Annotated in this window: 22 protein-coding genes; 10 read left to right on the top strand and 12 right to left on the bottom strand. The window is 71.4% G+C overall.

The annotated features are described in order from the left end of the window. Positions 1–2: 2 nt before the first annotated feature. The gene (locus tag SLV14N_RS10505; RefSeq protein WP_208680711.1) at positions 3–923 is read right to left on the bottom strand and encodes a hypothetical protein; all 921 of its coding nucleotides are present in this window, start codon (positions 921–923) and stop codon (positions 3–5) included. 77 nt (positions 924–1,000) lie between these two features. Between SLV14N_RS10505 and SLV14N_RS10500 the strand changes: the two genes are divergently transcribed. Both SLV14N_RS10500 and SLV14N_RS10495 read left to right on the top strand, forming a co-directional pair. Beyond that, positions 1,001–1,195, top strand: a complete 195-nt coding sequence (locus SLV14N_RS10500; RefSeq protein ID WP_208680710.1) for a DUF3046 domain-containing protein — start codon at positions 1,001–1,003, stop codon at positions 1,193–1,195. Between the two features lie 181 nt (positions 1,196–1,376). Beyond that, complete coding sequence (locus tag SLV14N_RS10495) at positions 1,377–2,549, top strand: AI-2E family transporter (protein ID WP_208687809.1); 1,173 nt, start codon at positions 1,377–1,379, stop codon at positions 2,547–2,549. Positions 2,550–2,690: 141 nt separating this feature from the next. Here SLV14N_RS10495 and SLV14N_RS10490 read toward each other — a convergent pair whose 3' ends face one another. After that, positions 2,691–3,164 (bottom strand): carboxymuconolactone decarboxylase family protein, encoded by a 474-nt coding sequence (locus SLV14N_RS10490; RefSeq protein ID WP_208680709.1) that lies wholly within the window; start codon positions 3,162–3,164, stop codon positions 2,691–2,693. Between the two features lie 374 nt (positions 3,165–3,538). On the opposite strand from SLV14N_RS10490, the gene recA reads away from it, so the two are divergent. Then, entirely contained in the window at positions 3,539–4,660 is a 1,122-nt protein-coding gene (gene recA / locus SLV14N_RS10485; RefSeq protein ID WP_208680708.1) for a recombinase RecA, read from the top strand. A 6-nt stretch (positions 4,661–4,666) separates the two neighbouring features. Beyond that, positions 4,667–5,323 carry a recombination regulator RecX gene (gene recX, locus SLV14N_RS10480; protein WP_208680707.1) on the top strand — a complete coding sequence of 219 codons (657 nt, stop codon included), beginning with the start codon at positions 4,667–4,669 and terminating at the stop codon, positions 5,321–5,323. A 105-nt stretch (positions 5,324–5,428) separates the two neighbouring features. Here recX and SLV14N_RS10475 read toward each other — a convergent pair whose 3' ends face one another. From SLV14N_RS10475 to SLV14N_RS10445, 8 genes are all read right to left on the bottom strand, one after another. Further along, the gene (locus tag SLV14N_RS10475) at positions 5,429–5,821 is read right to left on the bottom strand and encodes a rhodanese-like domain-containing protein (RefSeq protein WP_208680706.1); all 393 of its coding nucleotides are present in this window, start codon (positions 5,819–5,821) and stop codon (positions 5,429–5,431) included. After that, a complete protein-coding gene (locus tag SLV14N_RS10470; RefSeq protein WP_208680705.1) occupies positions 5,818–6,360 on the bottom strand; it encodes a cysteine dioxygenase in 543 nt (180 codons plus the stop codon). The genes SLV14N_RS10475 and SLV14N_RS10470 overlap by 4 nt, the downstream gene beginning before the upstream one ends. Before the next feature lie 78 nt (positions 6,361–6,438). Next, positions 6,439–6,525: a putative leader peptide gene (locus SLV14N_RS38790; protein ID WP_311044721.1), complete on the bottom strand. Its 87-nt coding sequence runs from the start codon at positions 6,523–6,525 to the stop codon at positions 6,439–6,441. Continuing rightward, positions 6,518–8,347 carry an FAD-dependent monooxygenase gene (locus tag SLV14N_RS10465; protein WP_263269126.1) on the bottom strand — a complete coding sequence of 610 codons (1,830 nt, stop codon included), beginning with the start codon at positions 8,345–8,347 and terminating at the stop codon, positions 6,518–6,520. Before SLV14N_RS10465 ends, SLV14N_RS38790 begins: the two co-directional genes overlap by 8 nt. A 185-nt stretch (positions 8,348–8,532) precedes the next feature. Then, positions 8,533–9,468: an amino acid ABC transporter permease gene (locus SLV14N_RS10460; RefSeq protein WP_263269124.1), complete on the bottom strand. Its 936-nt coding sequence runs from the start codon at positions 9,466–9,468 to the stop codon at positions 8,533–8,535. 73 nt (positions 9,469–9,541) lie between these two features. Further along, positions 9,542–10,189 (bottom strand): amino acid ABC transporter permease, encoded by a 648-nt coding sequence (locus SLV14N_RS10455; RefSeq protein ID WP_208680702.1) that lies wholly within the window; start codon positions 10,187–10,189, stop codon positions 9,542–9,544. Between the two features lie 130 nt (positions 10,190–10,319). Next, positions 10,320–11,228, bottom strand: a complete 909-nt coding sequence (locus tag SLV14N_RS10450) for a glutamate ABC transporter substrate-binding protein (protein WP_208680701.1) — start codon at positions 11,226–11,228, stop codon at positions 10,320–10,322. Between the two features lie 56 nt (positions 11,229–11,284). Further along, positions 11,285–12,070 carry an amino acid ABC transporter ATP-binding protein gene (locus SLV14N_RS10445; RefSeq protein WP_208680700.1) on the bottom strand — a complete coding sequence of 262 codons (786 nt, stop codon included), beginning with the start codon at positions 12,068–12,070 and terminating at the stop codon, positions 11,285–11,287. Positions 12,071–12,349: 279 nt separating this feature from the next. Here SLV14N_RS10445 and SLV14N_RS10440 point away from each other — a divergent pair, with 279 nt between their 5' ends. From SLV14N_RS10440 to SLV14N_RS10430, 3 genes are all read left to right on the top strand, one after another. Then, on the top strand, positions 12,350–13,090 hold the full coding sequence (locus SLV14N_RS10440; protein ID WP_208680699.1) for a response regulator transcription factor: 741 nt from the start codon (positions 12,350–12,352) through the stop codon (positions 13,088–13,090). Positions 13,091–13,106: 16 nt separating this feature from the next. Continuing rightward, the gene (locus SLV14N_RS10435; protein WP_263269122.1) at positions 13,107–14,522 is read left to right on the top strand and encodes a HAMP domain-containing sensor histidine kinase; all 1,416 of its coding nucleotides are present in this window, start codon (positions 13,107–13,109) and stop codon (positions 14,520–14,522) included. Between the two features lie 211 nt (positions 14,523–14,733). Beyond that, entirely contained in the window at positions 14,734–14,937 is a 204-nt protein-coding gene (locus SLV14N_RS10430) for a cold-shock protein (RefSeq protein WP_006602702.1), read from the top strand. A gap of 97 nt (positions 14,938–15,034) precedes the next feature. On the opposite strand, the gene SLV14N_RS10425 is transcribed toward SLV14N_RS10430, so the two are convergent. Then, positions 15,035–16,030 (bottom strand): TAXI family TRAP transporter solute-binding subunit, encoded by a 996-nt coding sequence (locus SLV14N_RS10425; RefSeq protein WP_208680698.1) that lies wholly within the window; start codon positions 16,028–16,030, stop codon positions 15,035–15,037. Positions 16,031–16,413: 383 nt separating this feature from the next. On the opposite strand from SLV14N_RS10425, the gene SLV14N_RS10420 reads away from it, so the two are divergent. The 3 genes from SLV14N_RS10420 (at position 16,414) to SLV14N_RS10410 (ending at position 19,385) form a co-directional block, all read left to right on the top strand. Then, complete coding sequence (locus tag SLV14N_RS10420; RefSeq protein ID WP_208680697.1) at positions 16,414–16,956, top strand: DoxX family protein; 543 nt, start codon at positions 16,414–16,416, stop codon at positions 16,954–16,956. Between the two features lie 133 nt (positions 16,957–17,089). After that, entirely contained in the window at positions 17,090–18,604 is a 1,515-nt protein-coding gene (gene miaB / locus SLV14N_RS10415; RefSeq protein WP_263269121.1) for a tRNA (N6-isopentenyl adenosine(37)-C2)-methylthiotransferase MiaB, read from the top strand. 70 nt (positions 18,605–18,674) lie between these two features. Further along, positions 18,675–19,385 carry a class III extradiol dioxygenase subunit B-like domain-containing protein gene (locus tag SLV14N_RS10410; protein WP_263269120.1) on the top strand — a complete coding sequence of 237 codons (711 nt, stop codon included), beginning with the start codon at positions 18,675–18,677 and terminating at the stop codon, positions 19,383–19,385. Between the two features lie 70 nt (positions 19,386–19,455). Here SLV14N_RS10410 and SLV14N_RS10405 read toward each other — a convergent pair whose 3' ends face one another. Then, positions 19,456–19,812 (bottom strand): hypothetical protein, encoded by a 357-nt coding sequence (locus SLV14N_RS10405; protein ID WP_263269118.1) that lies wholly within the window; start codon positions 19,810–19,812, stop codon positions 19,456–19,458. Positions 19,813–19,823: the final 11 nt, after the last annotated feature.

Here is a 19,823-nt window from a genome sequence, read left to right as displayed (position 1 = left end):
CCCTAGAGAGGACGCCCGTACGCCCGGAGGGTCAGCAGGGCCCTGAGCGTCACCATCGGGCGGCTCTCCAGCGCCGTCCCGGGTGCCCACACCCGCCAGTTGACCGGCCAGCCGCCGTCCTCCTCCTGGAGGGCGACGAGGTGGTCCAGCGCCCGCTCCATCTCCTCGTCGGTGAACCATTCGCGGGCCAGCGAGCCGGGCGCGGGCGCGAAGTCGTACGCCAGGTGGTGTTCCCCCGGGGCGTACCCCGGAGCCACCGGGACGTCCGCGGCCTCCTCCGGGTCCAGCAGCACCAGACGCCGGTCCCGTACCAGCCGGCCGAGCCGCTGGGCCGCCGCGGCGGCCCGCGGCCGGTCCGGGGCCCCGTCCAGGAAGGCCACCGCCGCCTCCACCTCGTACGGGTGGGTCTCTTCCATCGACTCCACGGCCGCCCAGCAGTAGTCCGTGGCCCGGAACAGCCAGGCGTGCCACACCTCGTTACGGTGCAGGACGCCCACCACGGGACCGGTGGCCAGCAGCGCGCTCGGCGGATCGTCGACCACCGGGATCCAGGGCGCGGCCGGATAGCCGCGCAGCGAAGGGTGCAGCGCGGGCAGCGCGCCCTCCGGCGTGGAGATCTTCGTCAGATAGCGGCAGATCCGCTCCACCTGGCGGCCGTCGCACCGCCCGATCAGATCGAGGACCTTCAGGGCGTGCGCGGTGTGCAGCGGCTGGCTGACCGGGCCACGGAGATCGGGCTCCAGCGCGTGGCCGAAGCCGTCGTCGTCATTGCGGTACGCGGCGAGCGCGGTCTCCACGGGGTCGGCCCCGCCGCCGAGGAAGTGGTACTCGAAGAGCCGCTGCTCGAGCACCCGGGCGGTCAGCCAGACGAATCGCTCGGCACGCGCCAGAGGAGTCGAAGGTGAGCTTACGTTTTCGGCCATGGGCTGACCGTAGGGCGGTTTTCTCCCGGTGGCACCGGCTCGCGACCGCTGCCCTCCCAGGGCGGGATACTGAAGGCATGCGGTTGACGGTCTTCTGGCAGCGGATGGCGGATCACTTCGGTGCGGCGTATGCCGACTCCTTCGCGCGCGATCATGTGATGTCCGGCCTCGGCGGCCGGACCGTGCACGAGGCACTGGACGCGGGGTGGAGCGCCAAAGAGGTGTGGCGGGTGGTCTGCTCGGTCATGGATGTGCCGTCCGAGAAACGCTGAACGGGGTTGTCGCAGGGCTCTGACCTGGGCGGAAGAGGGCGCGGTGGCCGGGAATCGCCGCCCGGGGCACGGCCCCGGGCCGGGAGTGTCATGACCGTACGCGACACTTGGCTCCGTGCCCGAGTCAGATGAGATCACCAGCAACGACGTCCCACGCTCCGAGGACCGGACCGATGCGCGGATGCCGCGCTGGCTGCCGCGCGCCATGGTGCTCGCGCTCGCCCTGGTGGCCTGCTTCCAGCTCGCCACCTGGGGATTCCACCAGCTGATCAACCTGCTGCTGAACGTGCTGATCGCGTTCTTCCTCGCGCTGGCCGTCGAACCGGCCGTCGACTGGATGGCGGCCCGGGGCATGCGGCGCGGCCTGGCCACCGGTCTGGTCTTCGTGAGCATCCTCGGCGTCGCGGCCGGATTCTTCGCGCTCCTGGGCTCCATGCTCGCCGGCCAGATAGCCAACATGGTCGAGGAGTTCCCGCAGTACCTGGACTCCGTGATCAGCTGGATCAACAGCACCCTGCACACCCATCTCTCGCGGGTCGAGGTGCAGAACAACCTGCTCAAGTCGGACTGGCTGCAGAAGTACGTCACGGACAGCGCCAACAATGTGCTGGCTGTCTCCGCGACGGTGCTGGGCAGCCTGTTCAACCTTCTGACGGTGGCCCTGTTCTCCTTCTACTTCGCCGCCGACGGCCCCCGGCTGCGCCGCACGCTGTGCTCCGTGCTGCCGCCGCACCGCCAGACGGAGGTGCTGCGCGCCTGGGAGATCGCGGTCGCCAAGACCGGGGGGTATCTCTACTCGCGCGGACTGATGGCGCTGATCTCCGGTATCGCGCACTATGTGCTGCTGGAGGTCCTGGGAGTGCCGTATGCCCCGGCACTGGGCATATGGGTGGGCCTGGTCTCCCAGTTCATCCCGACCATAGGGACCTATCTCGCGGGCGCCCTGCCCATCCTGATCGCGTTCACCGTCGACCCCTGGTACGCCCTGTGGGTCTTCGGCTTCGTGGTGATCTACCAGCAGTTCGAGAACTACGTCCTGCAGCCGCGGATCACCGCCAAGACGGTGGACATCCATCCCGCCGTCGCCTTCGGCTCGGTCGTCGCCGGCACCGCCCTGATGGGTGCGGTGGGCGCACTGATCGCGATCCCGGCGACGGCGACGCTGCAGGCCTTCCTCGGCGCGTACGTGAAGCGGTACGAGGTCACCGACGACCTGCGGGTCCACGGCAGGCGCGGGCGCGGTGTCAGGGTCCTGGCCCGTATGCGGCGGAACCTGCACGAGGCCCAGCCGTCGGCTCCGCTGGAGGACCGGAAGGCGGACGGTACTCAGGTGGAGGGCGAGGACGCCCGCTGACGGAGGGGCGCATCATCGGAGCGGCAGGGCGGCGTTGGCGCGGGGCGGGCCACGGCGACGCCCCGGGACCCGGCGAGGGGTACCCGGGGCGTGTGATGCCGCGGACGCGGGGGCGGCAGTGGTCCGGCCAGGCTCTCCGGGTCAGGCGAACTGGCCGGGCCGGTAGTCGCCGGCGGGCTGCTGGATGATCACGTTCGCCCGGTTGAAGGCGTTGATGAGGGCGATCGCGCACACCAGGGCGGCCAGCTGCTCCTCGTCGTAGTGCTTGGCGGCGTTCGCCCAGGCCTCGTCCGTGACCCCGCCGGCCGCATCCGCGATGCGGGTGCCCTGCTCCGTCAGCTCCAGCGCGGCCCGTTCGGCCTCGGTGAAGACCGTGGCCTCCCGCCACGCCGCGACCAGGTGGAGACGTACCGAGGTCTCCCCGGCCGCGGCGGCGTCCTTGCTGTGCATGTCGGTGCAGAAGCCGCACCCGTTGATCTGGCTGGCGCGGAGCCTGACCAGCTCCTGCGTCGCGGCCGGCAGCGTCGAGTCCTCGAGCACCTTGCCCGCCGCGATGATGTGCTTGAAGACCTTGCCCACGGTCGGGCTGCTGAAGGCGTCCAAACGGGCATTCATGGCGATCTCCTCTGCGTTTTTGATGCTTGCACCCTCATGACGGCCCAGCTCGGCAGGGTGTGACATGAACGCCCGACCTGTGTCTTCCCTTCCGCCGCAGCGGGGCCGGGCGACGGCGTTCACGGCCCCCTGCCGAGAGGCCACGACAACGATCAACCTTTGACCGCGCAGGACGGCGCTCCCCGTCGGCGACGTACGGGTGATGCCGCTTGACACCAAAATCGAACATCCATTCTCATGGGAGATCCGGCCTCTGTTCTCGGGCTTTTCGCGGAGTTATCCACAGGCCGCAGCCGGGTCCGGGCGCATTGTCAGTGGCAGGCGTTAGCGTCATGGACGTGAAGCGATCGACTCAAGCAAATCGGGTGGAACCCATGGCAGGCACTGACCGCGAGAAGGCGCTGGACGCCGCGCTCGCACAGATTGAACGGCAATTCGGCAAGGGCGCCGTGATGCGCATGGGGGAGCGGTCGAAGGAGCCCATCGAGGTCATCCCCACCGGCTCCACCGCCCTCGACGTCGCGCTCGGCGTCGGCGGCCTCCCCCGCGGCCGCGTCATCGAGGTCTACGGCCCGGAGTCCTCCGGTAAAACGACCCTGACCCTGCACGCCGTCGCGAACGCCCAGAAGGCGGGCGGCTCCGTCGCGTTCATCGACGCCGAGCACGCCCTCGACCCGGAGTACGCCAAGAAGCTCGGCGTGGACACCGACTCCCTGATCCTGTCCCAGCCGGACAACGGCGAGCAGGCGCTGGAGATCACGGACATGCTGGTCCGCTCCGGCGCGCTCGACCTCATCGTGATCGACTCCGTCGCCGCCCTGGTGCCGCGGGCCGAGATCGAGGGCGAGATGGGCGACTCCCACGTCGGCCTCCAGGCCCGGCTGATGAGCCAGGCACTGCGCAAGATCACCAGCGCGCTCAACCAGTCCAAGACCACCGCGATCTTCATCAACCAGCTCCGCGAGAAGATCGGCGTGATGTTCGGCTCGCCGGAGACCACGACCGGTGGCCGTGCGCTGAAGTTCTACGCCTCGGTGCGCCTCGACATCCGCCGCATCGAAACCCTCAAGGACGGCACGGACGCGGTCGGCAACCGCACCCGCGTCAAGGTCGTCAAGAACAAGGTCTCCCCGCCCTTCAAGCAGGCCGAGTTCGACATCCTCTACGGCCAGGGCATCAGCCGCGAGGGCGGTCTGATCGACATGGGCGTGGAGCACGGCTTCATCCGCAAGTCCGGCGCCTGGTACACCTACGAAGGCGACCAGCTCGGCCAGGGCAAGGAGAACGCCCGCAACTTCCTCAAGGACAACCCGGATCTCGCCAACGAGATCGAGAAGAAGATCAAGGAGAAGCTCGGCATCGGCGTGAAGCCGCAGGACCCGGCGGTGGAGCCCGGCGCGGACGCCGCGGTGGCGGCGGCCGACCCGGCTGCCACGGCTCCGGCACCGGCGGCCAAGGGCGCCAAGGGTTCCAAGGCCGCCGCGGCCAAGAGCTAGCCCGCCATGACGCGGCGAACGGAATGGCCGGGCAGCGAGGACGAGACCCACAGCGCTGCCGGCGACGCCGAGACCCGTAGCGGCCGCAGGGGCCGTCGTGGCCGTGAGGACAGCGGTGGCCCCTCCTCGTCGAGGGCCGAGTCGGGGCCACCGCGTACGCCCGAGGAGCAGGCGCGGGCCATCTGCCTGCGCCTGCTCACCGGGAATCCGCGTACGCGCAAGCAGCTCGAGGACGCTCTGCGCCAACGGGGCATCCCCGAGGAGGCCGCGGAAGAGGTGCTGTCCCGCTTCGAGGACGTCGGGCTGATCGACGACGCGGCCTTCGCCGACGCCTGGGTGGAGTCCCGCCACCACGGGCGCGGCCTGGCCCGCCGTGCCCTGGCCCGTGAACTACGCACCAAGGGTGTGGACTCCGCCGTCATCGAGGTGGCCGTCGGCCGCCTCGACTCCGATCAGGAGGAGTCCACCGCCCGTGAGTTGGTCGATCGCAAACTGCGCGCCAGCAGAGGCCTGGACCGCGAAAAGCGCCTTCGCCGACTGGCCGGGATGCTGGCACGCAAGGGGTACCCGGAGGGCCTCGCCCTCCGCGTCGTCAAACAGGCGTTGGAGGAGGAAGGCGAGGATCCGGATCTCCTGGAGGAGCGCTGTCTGCCGGATGCGTGAGGGGTGGCGGCGAGGACAACGACAACTTCCTCGCCGCGGGTGCCGGGTGCCGGATGCGGGTGTGGGCGCAGACCTCGGGCAGCCCCACCGTCACCCCCAGCTCCCTCAGCCCCCACCACCGACCTCAACCCCCAACCCAGCCCCCCGCCAAGCCTGGAACCCGCCCGCCAGGTCGGTTGCCCGGTGCAGTCCCAACTGGCGCAGGGAGAGCGCGGCGAGGGTCGAGGCGTAGCCCTCGTTACAGATGACCACGACCGGGAGGTCGTGATGCGCCGCTTCCGGGGCGCGGTGGTCGCCCGTCGGGTCGAGCCGCCATTCCAGCTCGTTGCGCTCGACGATCAGCGCGCCGGGGATGGTGCCGTCGCGCTCCCGCAGCTCCGCATAGCGGATGTCCACCAGCAGCCCGCCCGCCTCCTGGACGGCGACGGCCTCCTGGGGGTCCACCCGGTGCCCCAGCTCGCGCCGGGCCTGCGCCAGCAGTGCGTCGATCGCGCTCATCCCCACTCCTCCGGCTGCTCGACCGCTTCGAGCCGCAGCACCGGCCCGGTGCGGCTGTAGCGGCGCATCAGCGGCAGCGGCGGGTAGTAGGCGTGCACCGACACCGCATGGGTGTCCGCGGAGAGATTGAGCACCTGATGCACATGGTGCGGGCCGAACGCCCTGCCGCGCCCGTCGCTGAGCCGGCGCTCCCGGTCCACGCCGTCGGCGAGTTCCAGGGTCTTCCAGCCCTCGGTGGGCAGCGCGGCGGCGAGCGACTGTTCGGTCAGCTCACCCGCGGCCGCCGCGAAGGCGCCGCGCGAGCCGCCGTGGTCGTGCCAGCCGGTGCCGGTGCCGGGCGGCCAGCCGATCAGCCAGGCCTCGCTGCCGCCCGGTCCGTCCAGCCGGATCCAGGTGCGGCCTTCGGGGTCCAGGGGGAGCGAAGCGACAAGGGCCGGGTCGGTGGCGGCCCGGCGGGCGAAGTCGAGGAGTTCGGAGGCGCCGGGCCCGCCGTCATGGCCGGTGGCAGGCGGGCGCGCAGGGGTACGTACGTCGGGCACGGAAACCGTCCTGAGTGATCGCGAAGAGGCGCGGCTGCCGGACAGAGGCGGGCGGCCGCGCGGGGAAGGAGATGCGGATCAACAGGACGGACGACACATGCAGCCCGCATAGCGGACCAGGTCGAGATGGACCCTCCGCCAGAATCGCGAGCTGTGATCAGTCACTTTCGGAGTGAAGCATGGAGCTTCCCACAGGGTCAACCGCGGAAGCCTCCCCCTCCCCGGCCTCCCCCTCCCCGGCCTCCCCCTCCCCGGCCTCGCCGCCCCCGGACGCCGCCGCGTCCCCGGACCGCCGGGCCCGGCCGGACCCGGTCACCGGCCCGTGTGCCCCGCCCCGCACCGCGTTCGCACACGCCGCCATCTCGGCCGGACGGACGCCGGACAGCGCGGTGACCAGATGCCCGTCCGGCCGCACGAGCAGCACGGTGTGCGCGGCCGCGCCCGGGTAGGCCTCGGTGACCAGGACCTCGGCGTCCATCGGCAGTGCGTCGACCGCGTCGGCCAGCTGGGGCATCAGGCCCGCCGACCGCCAGTGCCGACGGTCCCAGACGCCGGTGCCGGGGGCCACCAGCACCACCAGCAGCCCGCGCCCGAGCCGGTCGCGCAACCGCACCACCGAGCCGTCCGACGCGGTGACCGCCACATCCGTGACCGGTGCGCCGGGCGGTGTCTCGACGAGGAGGCTGCCGCTCTGCCCGTCGGGCGGCGCCAGCGGGGTGCGGGCATAGACCGGCGGTGCGCCGAGCGGGCCGCGGCCCAGGTGGCCGTCGGTCAGCAGGGTGCTGCGGCCGCGGGCCGCGCCCGGGAGGACCGTCCGCCAGCGGACCGCGCGGCCGTCCCGCAGCAGCGGCAGCGCCTGGTCCGCCGCGCGCAGCCGGGCAGCGACCGCGCCCCGGCGCTCGGCCTGGTAGCTGTCGAGCAGCACGTCGGACGCGCCGTGATGCCAGGCCAGCCCCAGCTTCCAGGCGAGGTTCTCGGCGTCCCGCAGCCCCTCGTCCAGGCCCTGGGTGCCGAGCGCGCCCAGCAGATGGGCGGCGTCCCCGGCGAGGAAGGCGCGGCCCTGCCGCCAGTCCCGGGCCAGCCGGTGGTGGACGGTGTGCACACCCGTGTCGAGGAGTTCGTACGGCGGGACCAGCCGGCCGTGGCCGCGTCCCCGGGGGAGCGTGCCGTCGCCCTCCGCGCCGGTCGTGTCCGCCGGGGACTCGCTGGTCCAGCCGGCGAGCGAGTCGCGGATCCGGGCGACCAGGGCGTCCGGTGTGACGAGTTCACGCCCGGGGGGCAGCAGCCAGTCCAGCCGCCAGACATGGCCGGCCAGCGGGCGGGCGGAGACCTCGCTGCCCGGTCCGCCGCCCTGCCGGGGCGGAGAGCGGTGCAGCAGGGCCTCGCCGGGCCAGGGGAGCTCGCAGCGCAGCGCGGCCACCGCATGCCGCTCGACGGCCGTACGGCCCGGGAAACGGACGTCCAGCAGCTTGCGGACGGTCGACCGGGGGCCGTCGCAGCCGATGAGGTAACTCCCGCGCCACCACGTCCCGTTGGGGCCGCGGGTGTGGGCGCTGATGCCGTGCCCGTCCTGTTCGAGATCGGCCAGCCGGCTGCCGGTGACGATCTCGGCGAGCTTCTCGTGGGCGAGTGCGGTGCGCAGGGCGCGGCTGAGCGCGTGCTGCGGGAGGTGGACCGGGGACGCGGTGGCGGGGGCGGCCGCGCCGTCCGGGGTCCGTGGGGCGAAGGCGACGCGTTCCCGCAGGCGCCGGCGGCGCATGGTGCGCCAGGCCGTCCAGTGGGCGCCGGCGCTCTCCAGGGTGTCGGCGCAGCCGAGCCGGGCGACGAAGGCGGCGGTGTCCGGGCGGAGCACGACGGTGCGGGCGGGCCGGGTTTCCTCCTGGCCGGTGGTCTCGTCGAGGACGACGGTGGGGACGCCGAGGCGGGCGAGGGCGAGCGAGAGGGAGAGGCCGACCGGGCCGGCCCCGACGACGATCACCGGGTCCACGGCGCAGCTCCCCGGGGCGGCTGGTACGTACGGGACATGCGGGAACTGGCAGTTGGAGCCCGGTGCGTGATCACACAGCGTATGCAACCCACTGCGACCGCTCGCGTCAAGTGACGGAGGCGGTGGCGAGGGTGCCACCGCCTCCGGACGGATCGTTATCGGCCGCGGGACGGCCTGCTGTGCCGTCAGTCCTTCGTGCCGGCCGCCCCGTCGGGCCTCGCGTCGGCGGTCTCCATCGCGTCGGCGGCCGTGACCGGCTCGCCGGCCGTGGCGACATCGATGCCCGTCTTGGCCCGCCGGCCGCGCCGCTCGATCCAGTTGGCGAGGGCGGACAGCGCCAGGCACATCGCGACGTAGAGGGTGCCGATGACGATGATGAACGGCACGTAGGTGTCATTGCCGTTGACGATGATGTTGGTGCTCATCTGGCGGGCGGTGAAGAGCAGTTCCTCGAAGGTGATGATGTAGCCGAGGGAGGTGTCCTTCAGGGTGACCACGAGCTGGCTGATGATCGTGGGCAGCATGGCCCGCACGGCCTGCGGGATCAGCACCGTCGTCATGACCTGCGTCTTGCTCATGCCCAGGGCGTACGCGGCCTCGCGCTGCCCCGTGGGCACGGAGTTGATGCCGGCCCGCAGCACCTCGGCCTGCACCGAGCCGTTGTAGACCGTCAGTCCGATGACCAGTGCCCAGAACTGCGGCTGGTCCCCGGTCAGGCCGATGGCCTCCCGGTTGGTCAGGAGGATCACCCACAGCGCGTAGATGGTGATCAGCAGCGGAACGGCGCGGAAGAGCTCGATGAACCCGGTCGCCAGCCAGCGGACCGGCTTGTGGTCCGAGAGCCGCGCCACCGCGAGCAGCACGCCCAGCACCAGCGACAGCACCGCCGCGACCGCGAAGACCTGAAGCGTCGTCAGCACACCGTCGCGGATGTTGGTCCGCACACCGGCGTTGTTGAAGATGTTCCACACCTCGGGCGCGAGCTGGCCCTCGGTGTTCAGCCGCATCACGACGAAGGCGATCAGGGCCAGCACCGCGAGCGAGCCGACAACGCTGTAGACGAGGTTACGTGCCTTCGCCTTCGGTCCTGGTACGTCGTAGAGAACGCTGGCGCCGCTCATGCCCTTACCTCGCTTTGTTCCGCCCCGCCTGCGCGTGGCACCCACGTCGTGCTGATCCGCCCCTCACGTCCGTTCATCGGGCGACCCCCATACGGCGCTCCAGCAGCCGGAAGAGGGCGCTGAGGGAGAAGGTGATGACGAGGTAGGCGAGCGCGGTCCACAGGAAGATCCAGGCGATCGCGTATCCCTTGTCGTTGAGCAGCTTGGAGACGTTGAACAGCTCACCGAAGCCGAACGCTCCGGCGATCGCGGAGTTCTTCGTCAGCGCGATGAAGATGCTGCTCAGCGGGGGCAGTACGGTCCGGGTGGCCTGCGGGAGGACGATCTGGCCCAGCGTCTGGGTGAACGTCATACCGAGGCTGCGCGCGGCCTCCGCCTGTCCCAGCGGCACGGTGTTGATGCCGGACCGCACCGCCTCGCACACGAAGGAGGAGGTGTAGAAGCCGAGTGCCAGAGTGGCCAGCACGTACGGGCTCGCGCCCTGGAAGAGGACCTGCGGTACGACGAAGAACGCGACGAGGAAGAGCAGCGTCAGCGGTGTGTTGCGCAGCACCGTGACCCAGGCCGTCCCGAAGGCGCGCAGCGGCGGAATCGGAGAGACCCGGAACCCGGCTATGAGCACGCCGAGTACCAGCGCGAGCAGGGCGCTGGACGCGGTGATCGCCAGGGTTCCGAGGAATCCGTCCCGGAACTCGGGCAGATAATCGAGGAGTACGTTCATGGGGTCTCCGCGGTAGCGGTCATCGGGTCGACGGCGGGAAATGAGTCAGCGGCGGGCGAAGACACTGCGCCCCGTACGCCCGCCGCGGCGGGCGTACGGGGCGGCAGAGTCCGGTCGGTCCGCGAGCGCCTCAGTAGCGGGGCAGCGGCGTTTCCGGGGCGACGAACTTCGACCCGGACTTGCCGAGCGTGCCGTCGTACGCCTTCTTGTAGTCACCGTTCTTGATGTGGTTCTCCAGCGCATCGGTGATCGCGTTGCGCAGGGCCTTGTCGTCCTTCTTCATGCCGACGCCGTAAGGCTCCTTGGTGAACGACTTGCCGACGACCCGGAGCTTCTCGGGACGCTGTGCGGCGTAGCCCTTGAGGATCGCGTCGTCGGTGGTGACCGCGTCGACCTGGCCGTCCAGCAGGGACTTCACACAGTCCGAGTACTTGGACTGCTCGCTGGTCTTGGCGCCGTACTTCTTCTTCTTGATCTCCTGGAGCGGAGTGGAGCCGACGATCGAGCAGACCTCCTTGCCCTTGAGGGCGTCCGGTCCGGTGATGTCCTTCTCGTCCTTGCGCACCAGGAGGTCCGCGCCGGCCGTGTAGTACGGGCCCGCGAAGCCGACCTGCTTCTTGCGCTCGTCGTTGATCGTGTAGGTACCGACGTAGTAGTCGACCTGGCCGTTGGAGATGGTGGTCTCACGGACGTTGGAGTCGATCGTCTTGAACTCGATCTGCTTCTCGGAGAAGCCGAGGTCGGCGGCGACCATCTTGGCGATCTCGATGTCGAAGCCGGAGTACTTGCCGGTGGTGTCCTTGAACCCCAGGAACGGCTGGTCGGCCTTGACGCCGATGACGATCTTCTTGGCCTTCTGCGCCTTCTTCAGGACCGCCGAGTCGATCTTCGGCGCCGAGGCGACCTTGTAGTTGCCGCTGAAGACATCGCCGCCGGCCGGCTTGTCGCCCGCCGCACCCTTTTCGCCGCCACAGGCGGTCGCCGTCGCCGCCAGCGCGAGCACCACCGCACCGGCCGCAGCCGTCTTACGAATCCTCATGGTGAACATCCTTTGGTTCAACAGGTGTTGGCAATGATGGTGGCCCAACTGCGGCCTCAGTGATGGAGGATCTTCGACAGGAAGTCCTTCGCGCGGTCGCTGCGCGGGTTGTTGAAGAACTGGTTCGGCTCGGCCTCTTCGATGATGCGGCCGTCCGCCATGAAGACGACCCGGTTCGCTGCGGAGCGCGCGAACCCCATCTCATGGGTGACCACGACCATCGTCATGCCGTCCCGGGCGAGCTGCTGCATGACGTCCAGCACCTCGTTGATCATTTCCGGGTCGAGCGCGGAGGTCGGCTCGTCGAACAGCATCACCTTCGGGTCCATCGCCAGCGCGCGGGCGATCGCCACACGCTGCTGCTGACCGCCGGAAAGCTGTGCGGGGTACTTGTCCGCCTGGGTGCCGACACCGACCCGGTCGAGCAGGGCGCGGGCCTTCTTGGCGGCTTCCGCCTTGTCCGTTTTGCGGACCTTGGTCTGGCCCAGCATCACGTTCTCGAGCACTGTCTTGTGCGCGAAAAGGTTGAAGGACTGGAAGACCATGCCCACGTCGGCGCGCAGCCGGGCCAGTTCGCGGCCCTCCTGCGGCAGCGGCTTGCCGTCGATCGTGATGCTGCCGCTGTCGACGGTCTCCAGGCGGTTGATCGTGCGGCAGAGCGTCGACTTGCCGGAGCCCGAAGGCCCGATCACGACGACGACCTCGCCGCGGTTGATCGTCAGGTCGATGTCCTGGAGCACGTGCAGCGCGCCGAAGTGCTTGTTCACGTTGTCCAGCACGACCAGCTGGTCCCCTGCCGGCGCGGGACCCTCGGCGTTCTTGGTCACCGATACTTCGCTCATCGGCGTGTAGCTCCGTCCTCCTCGGTTGTGGAGGACCCTAGTAACGCCCTGCGACCAGCGTCATTACATCTGAGGGGAACTTGAGCATAACGATCCGGCTGCGGCGGGACGCCGTGTGCGCGGCGCGGCTCCCGCGGTGGACACACCGCCATGGTGGTGTCTTGGGCGTACCGGCTGGGTAACGGATGGCGGCGCGGAGGTGGCCGCCTCTTGACGCGTAGGCCTCCTATCGCCGTAGATGCCCTGTGGCCTGTACGCACGCACCCGGGAGGAGGCCTGATGAGACTGCTGCTCGTCGAGGATGACGATCATGTGGCCGCGGCCCTGTCCGCGGTGCTCGCCAAGCACGGCCTGGCCGTCGTGCATGCGCGCAACGGCGAGGACGCGCTCAAGGCCCTGCTGCCCGACGAGGCGGAGCCGTTCGCGGTGGTGCTGCTCGACCTCGGGCTGCCCGACCAGGACGGCTTCGAGGTGTGCGGCCGGATCCGCAAGCTCTGCGCCACCCCCGTCATCATGGTCACCGCGCGGTCCGATGTGCGCTCCCGCATCCACGGGCTCAACCTCGGCGCGGACGACTATGTCGTCAAGCCGTACGACACCGGTGAGCTGCTGGCCCGTATCCACGCGGTGAGCCGGCGCACGGCGCCCGGCGGCGGTGAGCAGCCCGCCGAGGAGGGCGCCCCCGAGGAGGCGCTGCATCTGGGCGCGGTCACCGTCGAACTCTCCACCCGGCAGGTGTCGGTGGACGGCGCCGCGGTCCCGCTCACCCGCAAGGAGTTCGACCTGCTCGCCCTGCTCGCCCAGCGTCCCGGTGTGGTCTTCCGCCGGGAGCAGATCATCAGCGAGGTGTGGCGCACGAGCTGGGAGGGCACCGGCCGGACGCTGGAGGTGCATATCGCCTCACTCCGCGCCAAACTGCGCATGCCCGCACTGATCGAGACGGTGCGCGGCGTCGGCTACCGCCTGGTCGTCCCGGCCGCCGGCCCGGGGGTGCGGACGTCCGCCGCCCCGGCCTCCTGAAGGCCGCCGCGACCAGGTGCGCACCCGACTCCTCCCGCTCCTCATCGTCCTCATGGCCGGTGTGCTGCTCGCGCTCGGCATCCCGCTCGGCGTCATCACGGCCGGGGTGGAGCAGCAGCGGGTGGTCGTCGACCGGATCGACGACGCCGCCCGCTTCGCCTCCCTCGCCCAGTTCGTCACCGCCCGCCCCGACGCCGACGCCCGGAACAAAACCCCGGAGGAGGACGAGCGGCGCGCCACCCTCCGTACCGAGCTCGCGCGCTACTACGGCCTCTACGGCATACGTGCCGGTGTCTTCTACCGCGATCGCACCCCCATGGCCGCCGCACCCGCCGGTCTGCCGGTACCCCAGGACGGTGAGGCCGCACGGGCCTTCAGCGAGGCGCTGGCCGGCCGCCGCAGCCATGACCCGCACCAGGTCTGGCCCTGGGACGACACCGGCCGCATCCCGGTCGCCTCACCGGTGATCCGCGACGGCGATGTGGTCGCCGTCGTCATGACCGACTCGCCCACGGACCAGATGCGTGCGCACGTCCTGCGCGGCTGGCTGCTGATCGCGGCCGGCGAGTGCGCGGCCATGCTCGTCGCCGTCGCCGCGGCCTTCCGCCTCACGGGCTGGGTGCTGCGGCCCGTACGGGTCCTGGACGCGGCCAGCCACGACATCGCCACCGGCCGGATGAACGCCCGTGTCGCCGCCACCGCGGGCCCGCCCGAACTGCGCCGGCTGGCCCGCTCCTTCAACGAGATGGCCGACAACGTCGAGGACGTCCTGGAGCAGCAGCGCGCCTTCGTCGCCGATGCGTCCCACCAGCTGCGCAACCCGCTGTCCGCGCTGCTGCTGCGGATCGAGCTGCTGGCCCTCGAACTCCCCGACGGCAACGCGGAGATCGCCTCGGTCCGCACCGAGGGCAAACGGCTGGCCCGGGTCCTGGACGATCTGCTCGATCTGGCCCTCGCCGAACACACCGCCGCCGACCTCCAGCTCACCGATGTCGCGGCGCTGGCCGCCGAACGCGTCGACTCCTGGCGCCCGCTGGCCGACGACAAGGGCGTCGGCCTCACCTACGAGGGGCAGAGCGCCGTCACCGGCTGGGCCGACCCGGTGGCCCTCTCCAGCGCCCTGGACGCCGTGATCGACAACGCCCTGAAATTCACCCCGGAGGGCCGTCCGGTCACCGTCGGCGTCGCACCGGACGGCGAGCGTGTCCACGTCACCGTCGGCGACCGGGGCCCCGGCCTCACCGACGACGAGCTCTCCCGGGTCGGCGACCGCTTCTGGCGCAGCAGCCGCCACCAGAACGTCTCCGGCTCGGGACTCGGTCTGTCGATCACCCGTGCCCTGCTCACCGCGGGCGGCGCCACCATCGCCTACGCCCCGCACCCGCCGCACGGGCTGAAGGTCACCGTCACCGTGCCGCGCACCGCGCCGTGAGGGGAGCCGCGCGGGGCGCTGGACAGCCCGGCCGACTGTGCTAACGTGAACGGCGTTGCAGTTGTGGTACCCATGAACTTTGTGCGCGCCCGGTGGCTGGAAGCCCCGGGCGTTCCTTGTTATCCGGACCTGTTCCGGTGTGGGGCAATCATCTCGGCGACAAGGAGGCCGCGCAGTGTGGTCTCCGGCTTGCCCCATGAAGGAGAAAAACATGGCTTCCGGCACCGTCAAGTGGTTCAACTCGGAAAAGGGCTTCGGCTTCATCGAGCAGGACGGCGGCGGCCCCGATGTCTTCGCCCACTACTCGAACATCGCCGCGCAGGGCTTCCGTGAGCTCCTCGAGGGCCAGAAGGTCACCTTCGACGTGACCCAGGGCCCCAAGGGCCCGCAGGCGGAGAACATCGTCGCCGCCTGACGCACCTCGCGTCCCGCGATCGGGGCCCGCACCGGCACGTCCGGTGCGGGCCCCGGTCCGTTCGTGGGCCCGTCCTCCGGCGCCGGGCCGGAACGCCTCAGGGTTTCTGGGACACGTAATAGCGGCGGGCGCCGGTGTGCAGCTCCAGCGGGTCGGTGAACACCGCCGTCCGCAGATCCACCTTCTGCGCGGCATGCACCTGGCGGCCGATCCAGTCCCGGCTGTCGATGACGGTCCGGGTGATGCCCTCGGTCATTGCGGCATCCTCGCGGTCCGTGGTCACCAGCAGATTCGCCACCGCGATCGTCTTCACCGCCTGCCCGCCCTGGGCCATGGGATAGGCATCGGCAGGCATCACCGCGGCACGGTAGTAGCGGGTGCGCTCCCCCTGGCGGTGCAGTGCCTCGCTCAGATCTCCGAGCTGGACCAGCCGCACCGGGAAGCGCTGCGCCAGCCGCTGCACCGCCGTCGTCGGCAGTCCGCCGGACCAGAAGAACGCATCCAGCTTGTCCTGCTCCAGCAGCTCCGGCATCCGGTCGATGCCGACCCGCACCGGCTCGATGTCCTTGTTGAAGTCCAGCCCGGCCGCCTCCAGCAGCCGCCGGGTGATCAGCTGGACACCGGACCCGTCGGCCCCGACCCCCACCCGCAGCCGCCGCAGATCCTTCGTCGAGCGCACCGCGGAGCCCTTCGGCACCACCAGCTGCATGTAGTCGTCGTACAGCCGCGCGCAGGCCCGCAGCCGGTCCGCGCCCGGCTCGCCCCGCACCTTGTACGCGGCGACCGCGTCCGCCGTCGCGATGGCGAAATCCGCGCGCCTGGCGACCAGCTGCCGCAGATTGTCGATCGAGCCCTCGCTGCGGGCCAGCCGCAGATCCACCTCCGGCAGGTCATGGGCCAGATCCTGCTTCAGCAGCTCCCCGTAGCGCGCATAGACGCCGGTCGGCACGCCCGTCGCCAGCGTCACCTGCCCCCGGGGAGCGGGCGTACCGCCCATCGACATCAGCCACCACAGTCCCAGCCCGAGAACGACCAGGGCCGCGATCGCCGACTGGACGGCACGGCTGCCGGTGCGGGGGAGTGCTGTGACCATGGGCGGGATCCTGCCAGGACCACGCCGGGAAGGGGAGGGGTGGGCCGGTCCGGCGATGTCACATGTGGCCCGGCCCGGTCTCCCGACTGCCGGTGCGGCACGGCCGGCCGCCCTCGGCTCTCGCTCAGGGAGAGGCCGGGCGTCGCGGCCCGGACCATGGCTTGCGCGCAGATCAGCAGGAGTTACGGTGGCGAAGTGGCGCCCGGTCCGCTCCGGCGGCAGCGGCAGCCCCTCCCCCCTTCTCGACCCCGCGGGGACCCGGCACGTCCCCACCGCGCGCCTGGCGGCGCGCACGCCCAGAGAATCCCTCCACCCTGAGCGCACCGGCGCCAGGTGTCCCACACCGCGGCCCCCTGACGCGCCGGTGCGGGAAGCGGCACCTCATGAAACCGCCCACCGAACTGCGGCCCCACACCCGTGCCCGGTCCGAAGCCGTCCGCCCGCCCCCCGTCGCCGCCGATGCCGGGCTGCTCCTCCTGCGGCTGACCGTCGGACTGATCCTGGCCGGCCACGGCGCCCAGAAGCTCTTCGGTCTCTTCGGCGGCCCCGGGCTCGACGCCACCGGCAAGGGCTTCGAAGCCTTCGGCTACCGCCCCGGCGCATTCTTCGCCGGCCTCGCCGGAGCCTCGGAGGTCCTCGGCGGCCTCGGCCTCGCCGCCGGGCTGCTCACCCCTCTGGCGTCCGCCGCACTGATCGGCGTGATGATCAACGCCATGGCTCTTGCTGCGCCCAAGGGGCTCTGGGCGGAGACCGGCGGCTTCGAGTATCCGCTGATCATCGCCGTCGTTGCACTGACCGTCGCGGCCACCGGACCCGGCCGCTTCGCGCTCGACCGGCCCTTCCGCTGGGGGCACGGCGGCTGGCGCAGCGCGGCCTTCGCCCTGGTGGCCGGCGGTCTCGGCGCCGCCCTCGTGCTGGCCCTGTGAGCGGACCCCCGCCCCACTCTCGTGCCGGCCCTGTGAGCGGACCCCCGCCCCGCCCTCCTGTGCCCGGAGCCGGATGATCCCGCCCGGGCCTCCGGCGTCGGGAGGTACTTCCGGCACCGCCTACCCTTGTGGCATGAGCAGCAGCGACCGGAGCCAGGCAGTGGGCGTGAACAAGAGTTACGAGATCCGCACCTACGGGTGCCAGATGAACGTCCACGACTCCGAGCGGCTGTCCGGCCTGCTGGAAGAGGCCGGATACGTCCCCGCTCCCAAGGACGGCGAGGGCGCCGATGTCGTGGTCTTCAACACCTGCGCGGTGCGGGAGAACGCCGACAACCGGCTCTACGGCAACCTCGGTCAGCTCGCCCCGAAGAAGGCCGCGCGGCCCGGTATGCAGATCGCCGTGGGCGGCTGCCTCGCCCAGAAGGACCGCGACACCATCGTCAAGAAGGCCCCCTGGGTCGATGTGGTCTTCGGGACGCACAACATCGGCAAGCTGCCGGTGCTGCTGGAGCGTGCCCGCATCCAGGAAGAGGCGCAGGTCGAGATCGCCGAGTCGCTGGAGGCGTTCCCCTCGACCCTGCCCACCCGGCGGGAGAGCGCCTACGCGGCCTGGGTCTCCATCTCCGTGGGCTGCAACAACACCTGCACCTTCTGCATCGTGCCCGCGCTGCGCGGCAAGGAGAAGGACCGCCGGCCCGGCGACATCCTCGCCGAGATCGAGGCGCTGGTCTCCGAGGGCGTCAGCGAGATCACCCTGCTCGGCCAGAACGTCAACGCCTACGGCTCCGACATCGGCGACCGCGAGGCCTTCAGCAAGCTGCTGCGCGCCTGCGGCACGATCGAGGGCCTGGAGCGGGTCCGCTTCACCTCCCCGCACCCCCGTGACTTCACCGACGACGTCATCGCCGCCATGGCCGAGACGCCGAACGTGATGCCGCAGCTCCACATGCCGCTGCAGTCCGGCTCCGACCGCGTCCTGAAGGCGATGCGCCGCTCGTACCGCCAGGAGCGCTTCCTCGGCATCATCGAGAAGGTGCGCGCCGCGATGCCGGACGCCGCGATCTCGACCGACATCATCGTCGGATTCCCGGGCGAGACCGAGGAGGACTTCGAGCAGACCCTGCACACGGTCCGTGAGTCCCGCTTCGCCCAGGCCTTCACCTTCCAGTACTCCAAGCGCCCCGGGACCCCGGCCGCCGACATGGACGGCCAGATCCCCAAGGCCGTCGTCCAGGAACGCTACGAGCGCCTGGTCGCCCTCCAGGAGGAGATCTCCTGGGAGGAGAACAAGAAGCAGGTCGGCCGCACCCTGGAGGTCCTGGTCGCCGAGGGCGAAGGCCGCAAGGACGAGGCCACCCACCGCCTGTCCGGCCGCGCCCCCGACAACCGTCTGGTCCACTTCACCCGCCCCGACGAGCCGGTCCGCCCCGGCGATGTGGTGACCGTCGAGGTCACCTACGCCGCTCCGCACCACCTCCTGGCGGAGGGCCCGGCCCAGGCGGTCCGACGTACCCGGGCCGGGGACGCCTGGGAGAAGCGCAACGCCGCCCCGGCGGAGAAGCCCCAGGGCGTGCTGCTGGGCCTGCCCACCATCGGGGCCCCGGCGCCGAGCCCGGCGCCCGCCGCCGGCTGCGGCTGCGACTGACCCGGCCTGCGACGGGCGGTCCGCAGGCCATGGCGAACGGCTCCGCACCAGGGGCGTTACGCTGCGTGTCATGCTCGTAGCCGCCGCCCTCTGCCCCTGCCCGCCGCTGCTCGTCCCGGAGGTGGCCGCCGGGGCGGCGCCCGAACTCGATGCGCTGCGCGCCGCCTGTCTGGACGCGATCGGCGTGCTCGCGGCGGCCCGTCCCGACCGGCTGGTCGTCCTCGGTCCCGTCGACGAGGCCGGCGGCGGCCCGTATCCCCAGGGCGCCATCGGCTCCTTCCGCGGCTTCGGGGTGGACCTCGAAGTGCCGTTGGGCGCCGCGGAGACCGCACCGGACCGGGAACTCCCGCCGTCGCTGTCCGTCGGCGCCTGGCTGCTGTCCCGTACGGACTGGGACGACGCCCCCGTGGAGGCGCTGGGGGTGGCACGGTCGCTGCCCCGCGACCGCTGTCTCGCCATGGGACAGGAGATCGCCGCGGCCGCTCCCCGGGTCGCCCTGCTGGTGCTGGGGGACGGCAGCGCCTGCCGGACGGTCAAGGCACCCGGCTACTTCGACGAGCGGGCCGAGAGCTTCGACGCCGAGGTGGCCCGCGCCCTGGGCGACGCCGACATCGCCGCCCTGGCCGCGCTCGGCGAGGAGCCGGCCGCCGGCCTCCAGGCGTCCGGACGGGCCTGCTGGCAGGTCCTGGCGGGTGCGGCGCAGGGCGCGGGCCTGAGCGGCCGGCTGCTCCGCGAGGAGGCCCCCTACGGCGTGGGCTACTTCGTGGCGGCCTGGTCGTAGCGCGGCAGCACGACGGGTACGACAACGGCCGCGAGGCGCTGTGCCCGCGGCCGTTGTGGCGGTGCTCCGATCAGCGCGCCTGGTGCCGCGTGCTCTCGCTGTCCGCGGCGGCCTCCACCGACTGCTGCCGGGGAATCCCGGCGCTCTCGCCGGCCTGCTCCGCGCGCGCCTCCCCGGCGTCCGGCGCCCCCGCCGTCGTGTCACCGGACGCCTCCGGAGCCGCCGCCTCCTCCGCTTCGGCCTCGGCCTCGGCCGCTGCCGGGCGCCCGGCAGCGGCCGCGTCGTTGGCGTCCCCGTGATCCCCGTGGTCCCCGGCGTCCGCCGAAACGGCCGTCGCCGTCGGCTCCTCCGCCTCGGGCGTCACCGCCGTAGCGGCGCTCTCCTCCGTCATCGCTTCGGACTTACGGCGGCGAAACCGCGAAAACACGCCCATAACTG

Source organism: Streptomyces sp. Je 1-4 4N24 (genome assembly GCF_026239515.1).
Lineage (GTDB): Bacteria > Actinomycetota > Actinomycetes > Streptomycetales > Streptomycetaceae > Streptomyces > Streptomyces nigrescens.
Note: the sequence above shows the minus strand (reverse complement) of the source record. Positions and strands in the feature narration are given on the sequence as shown.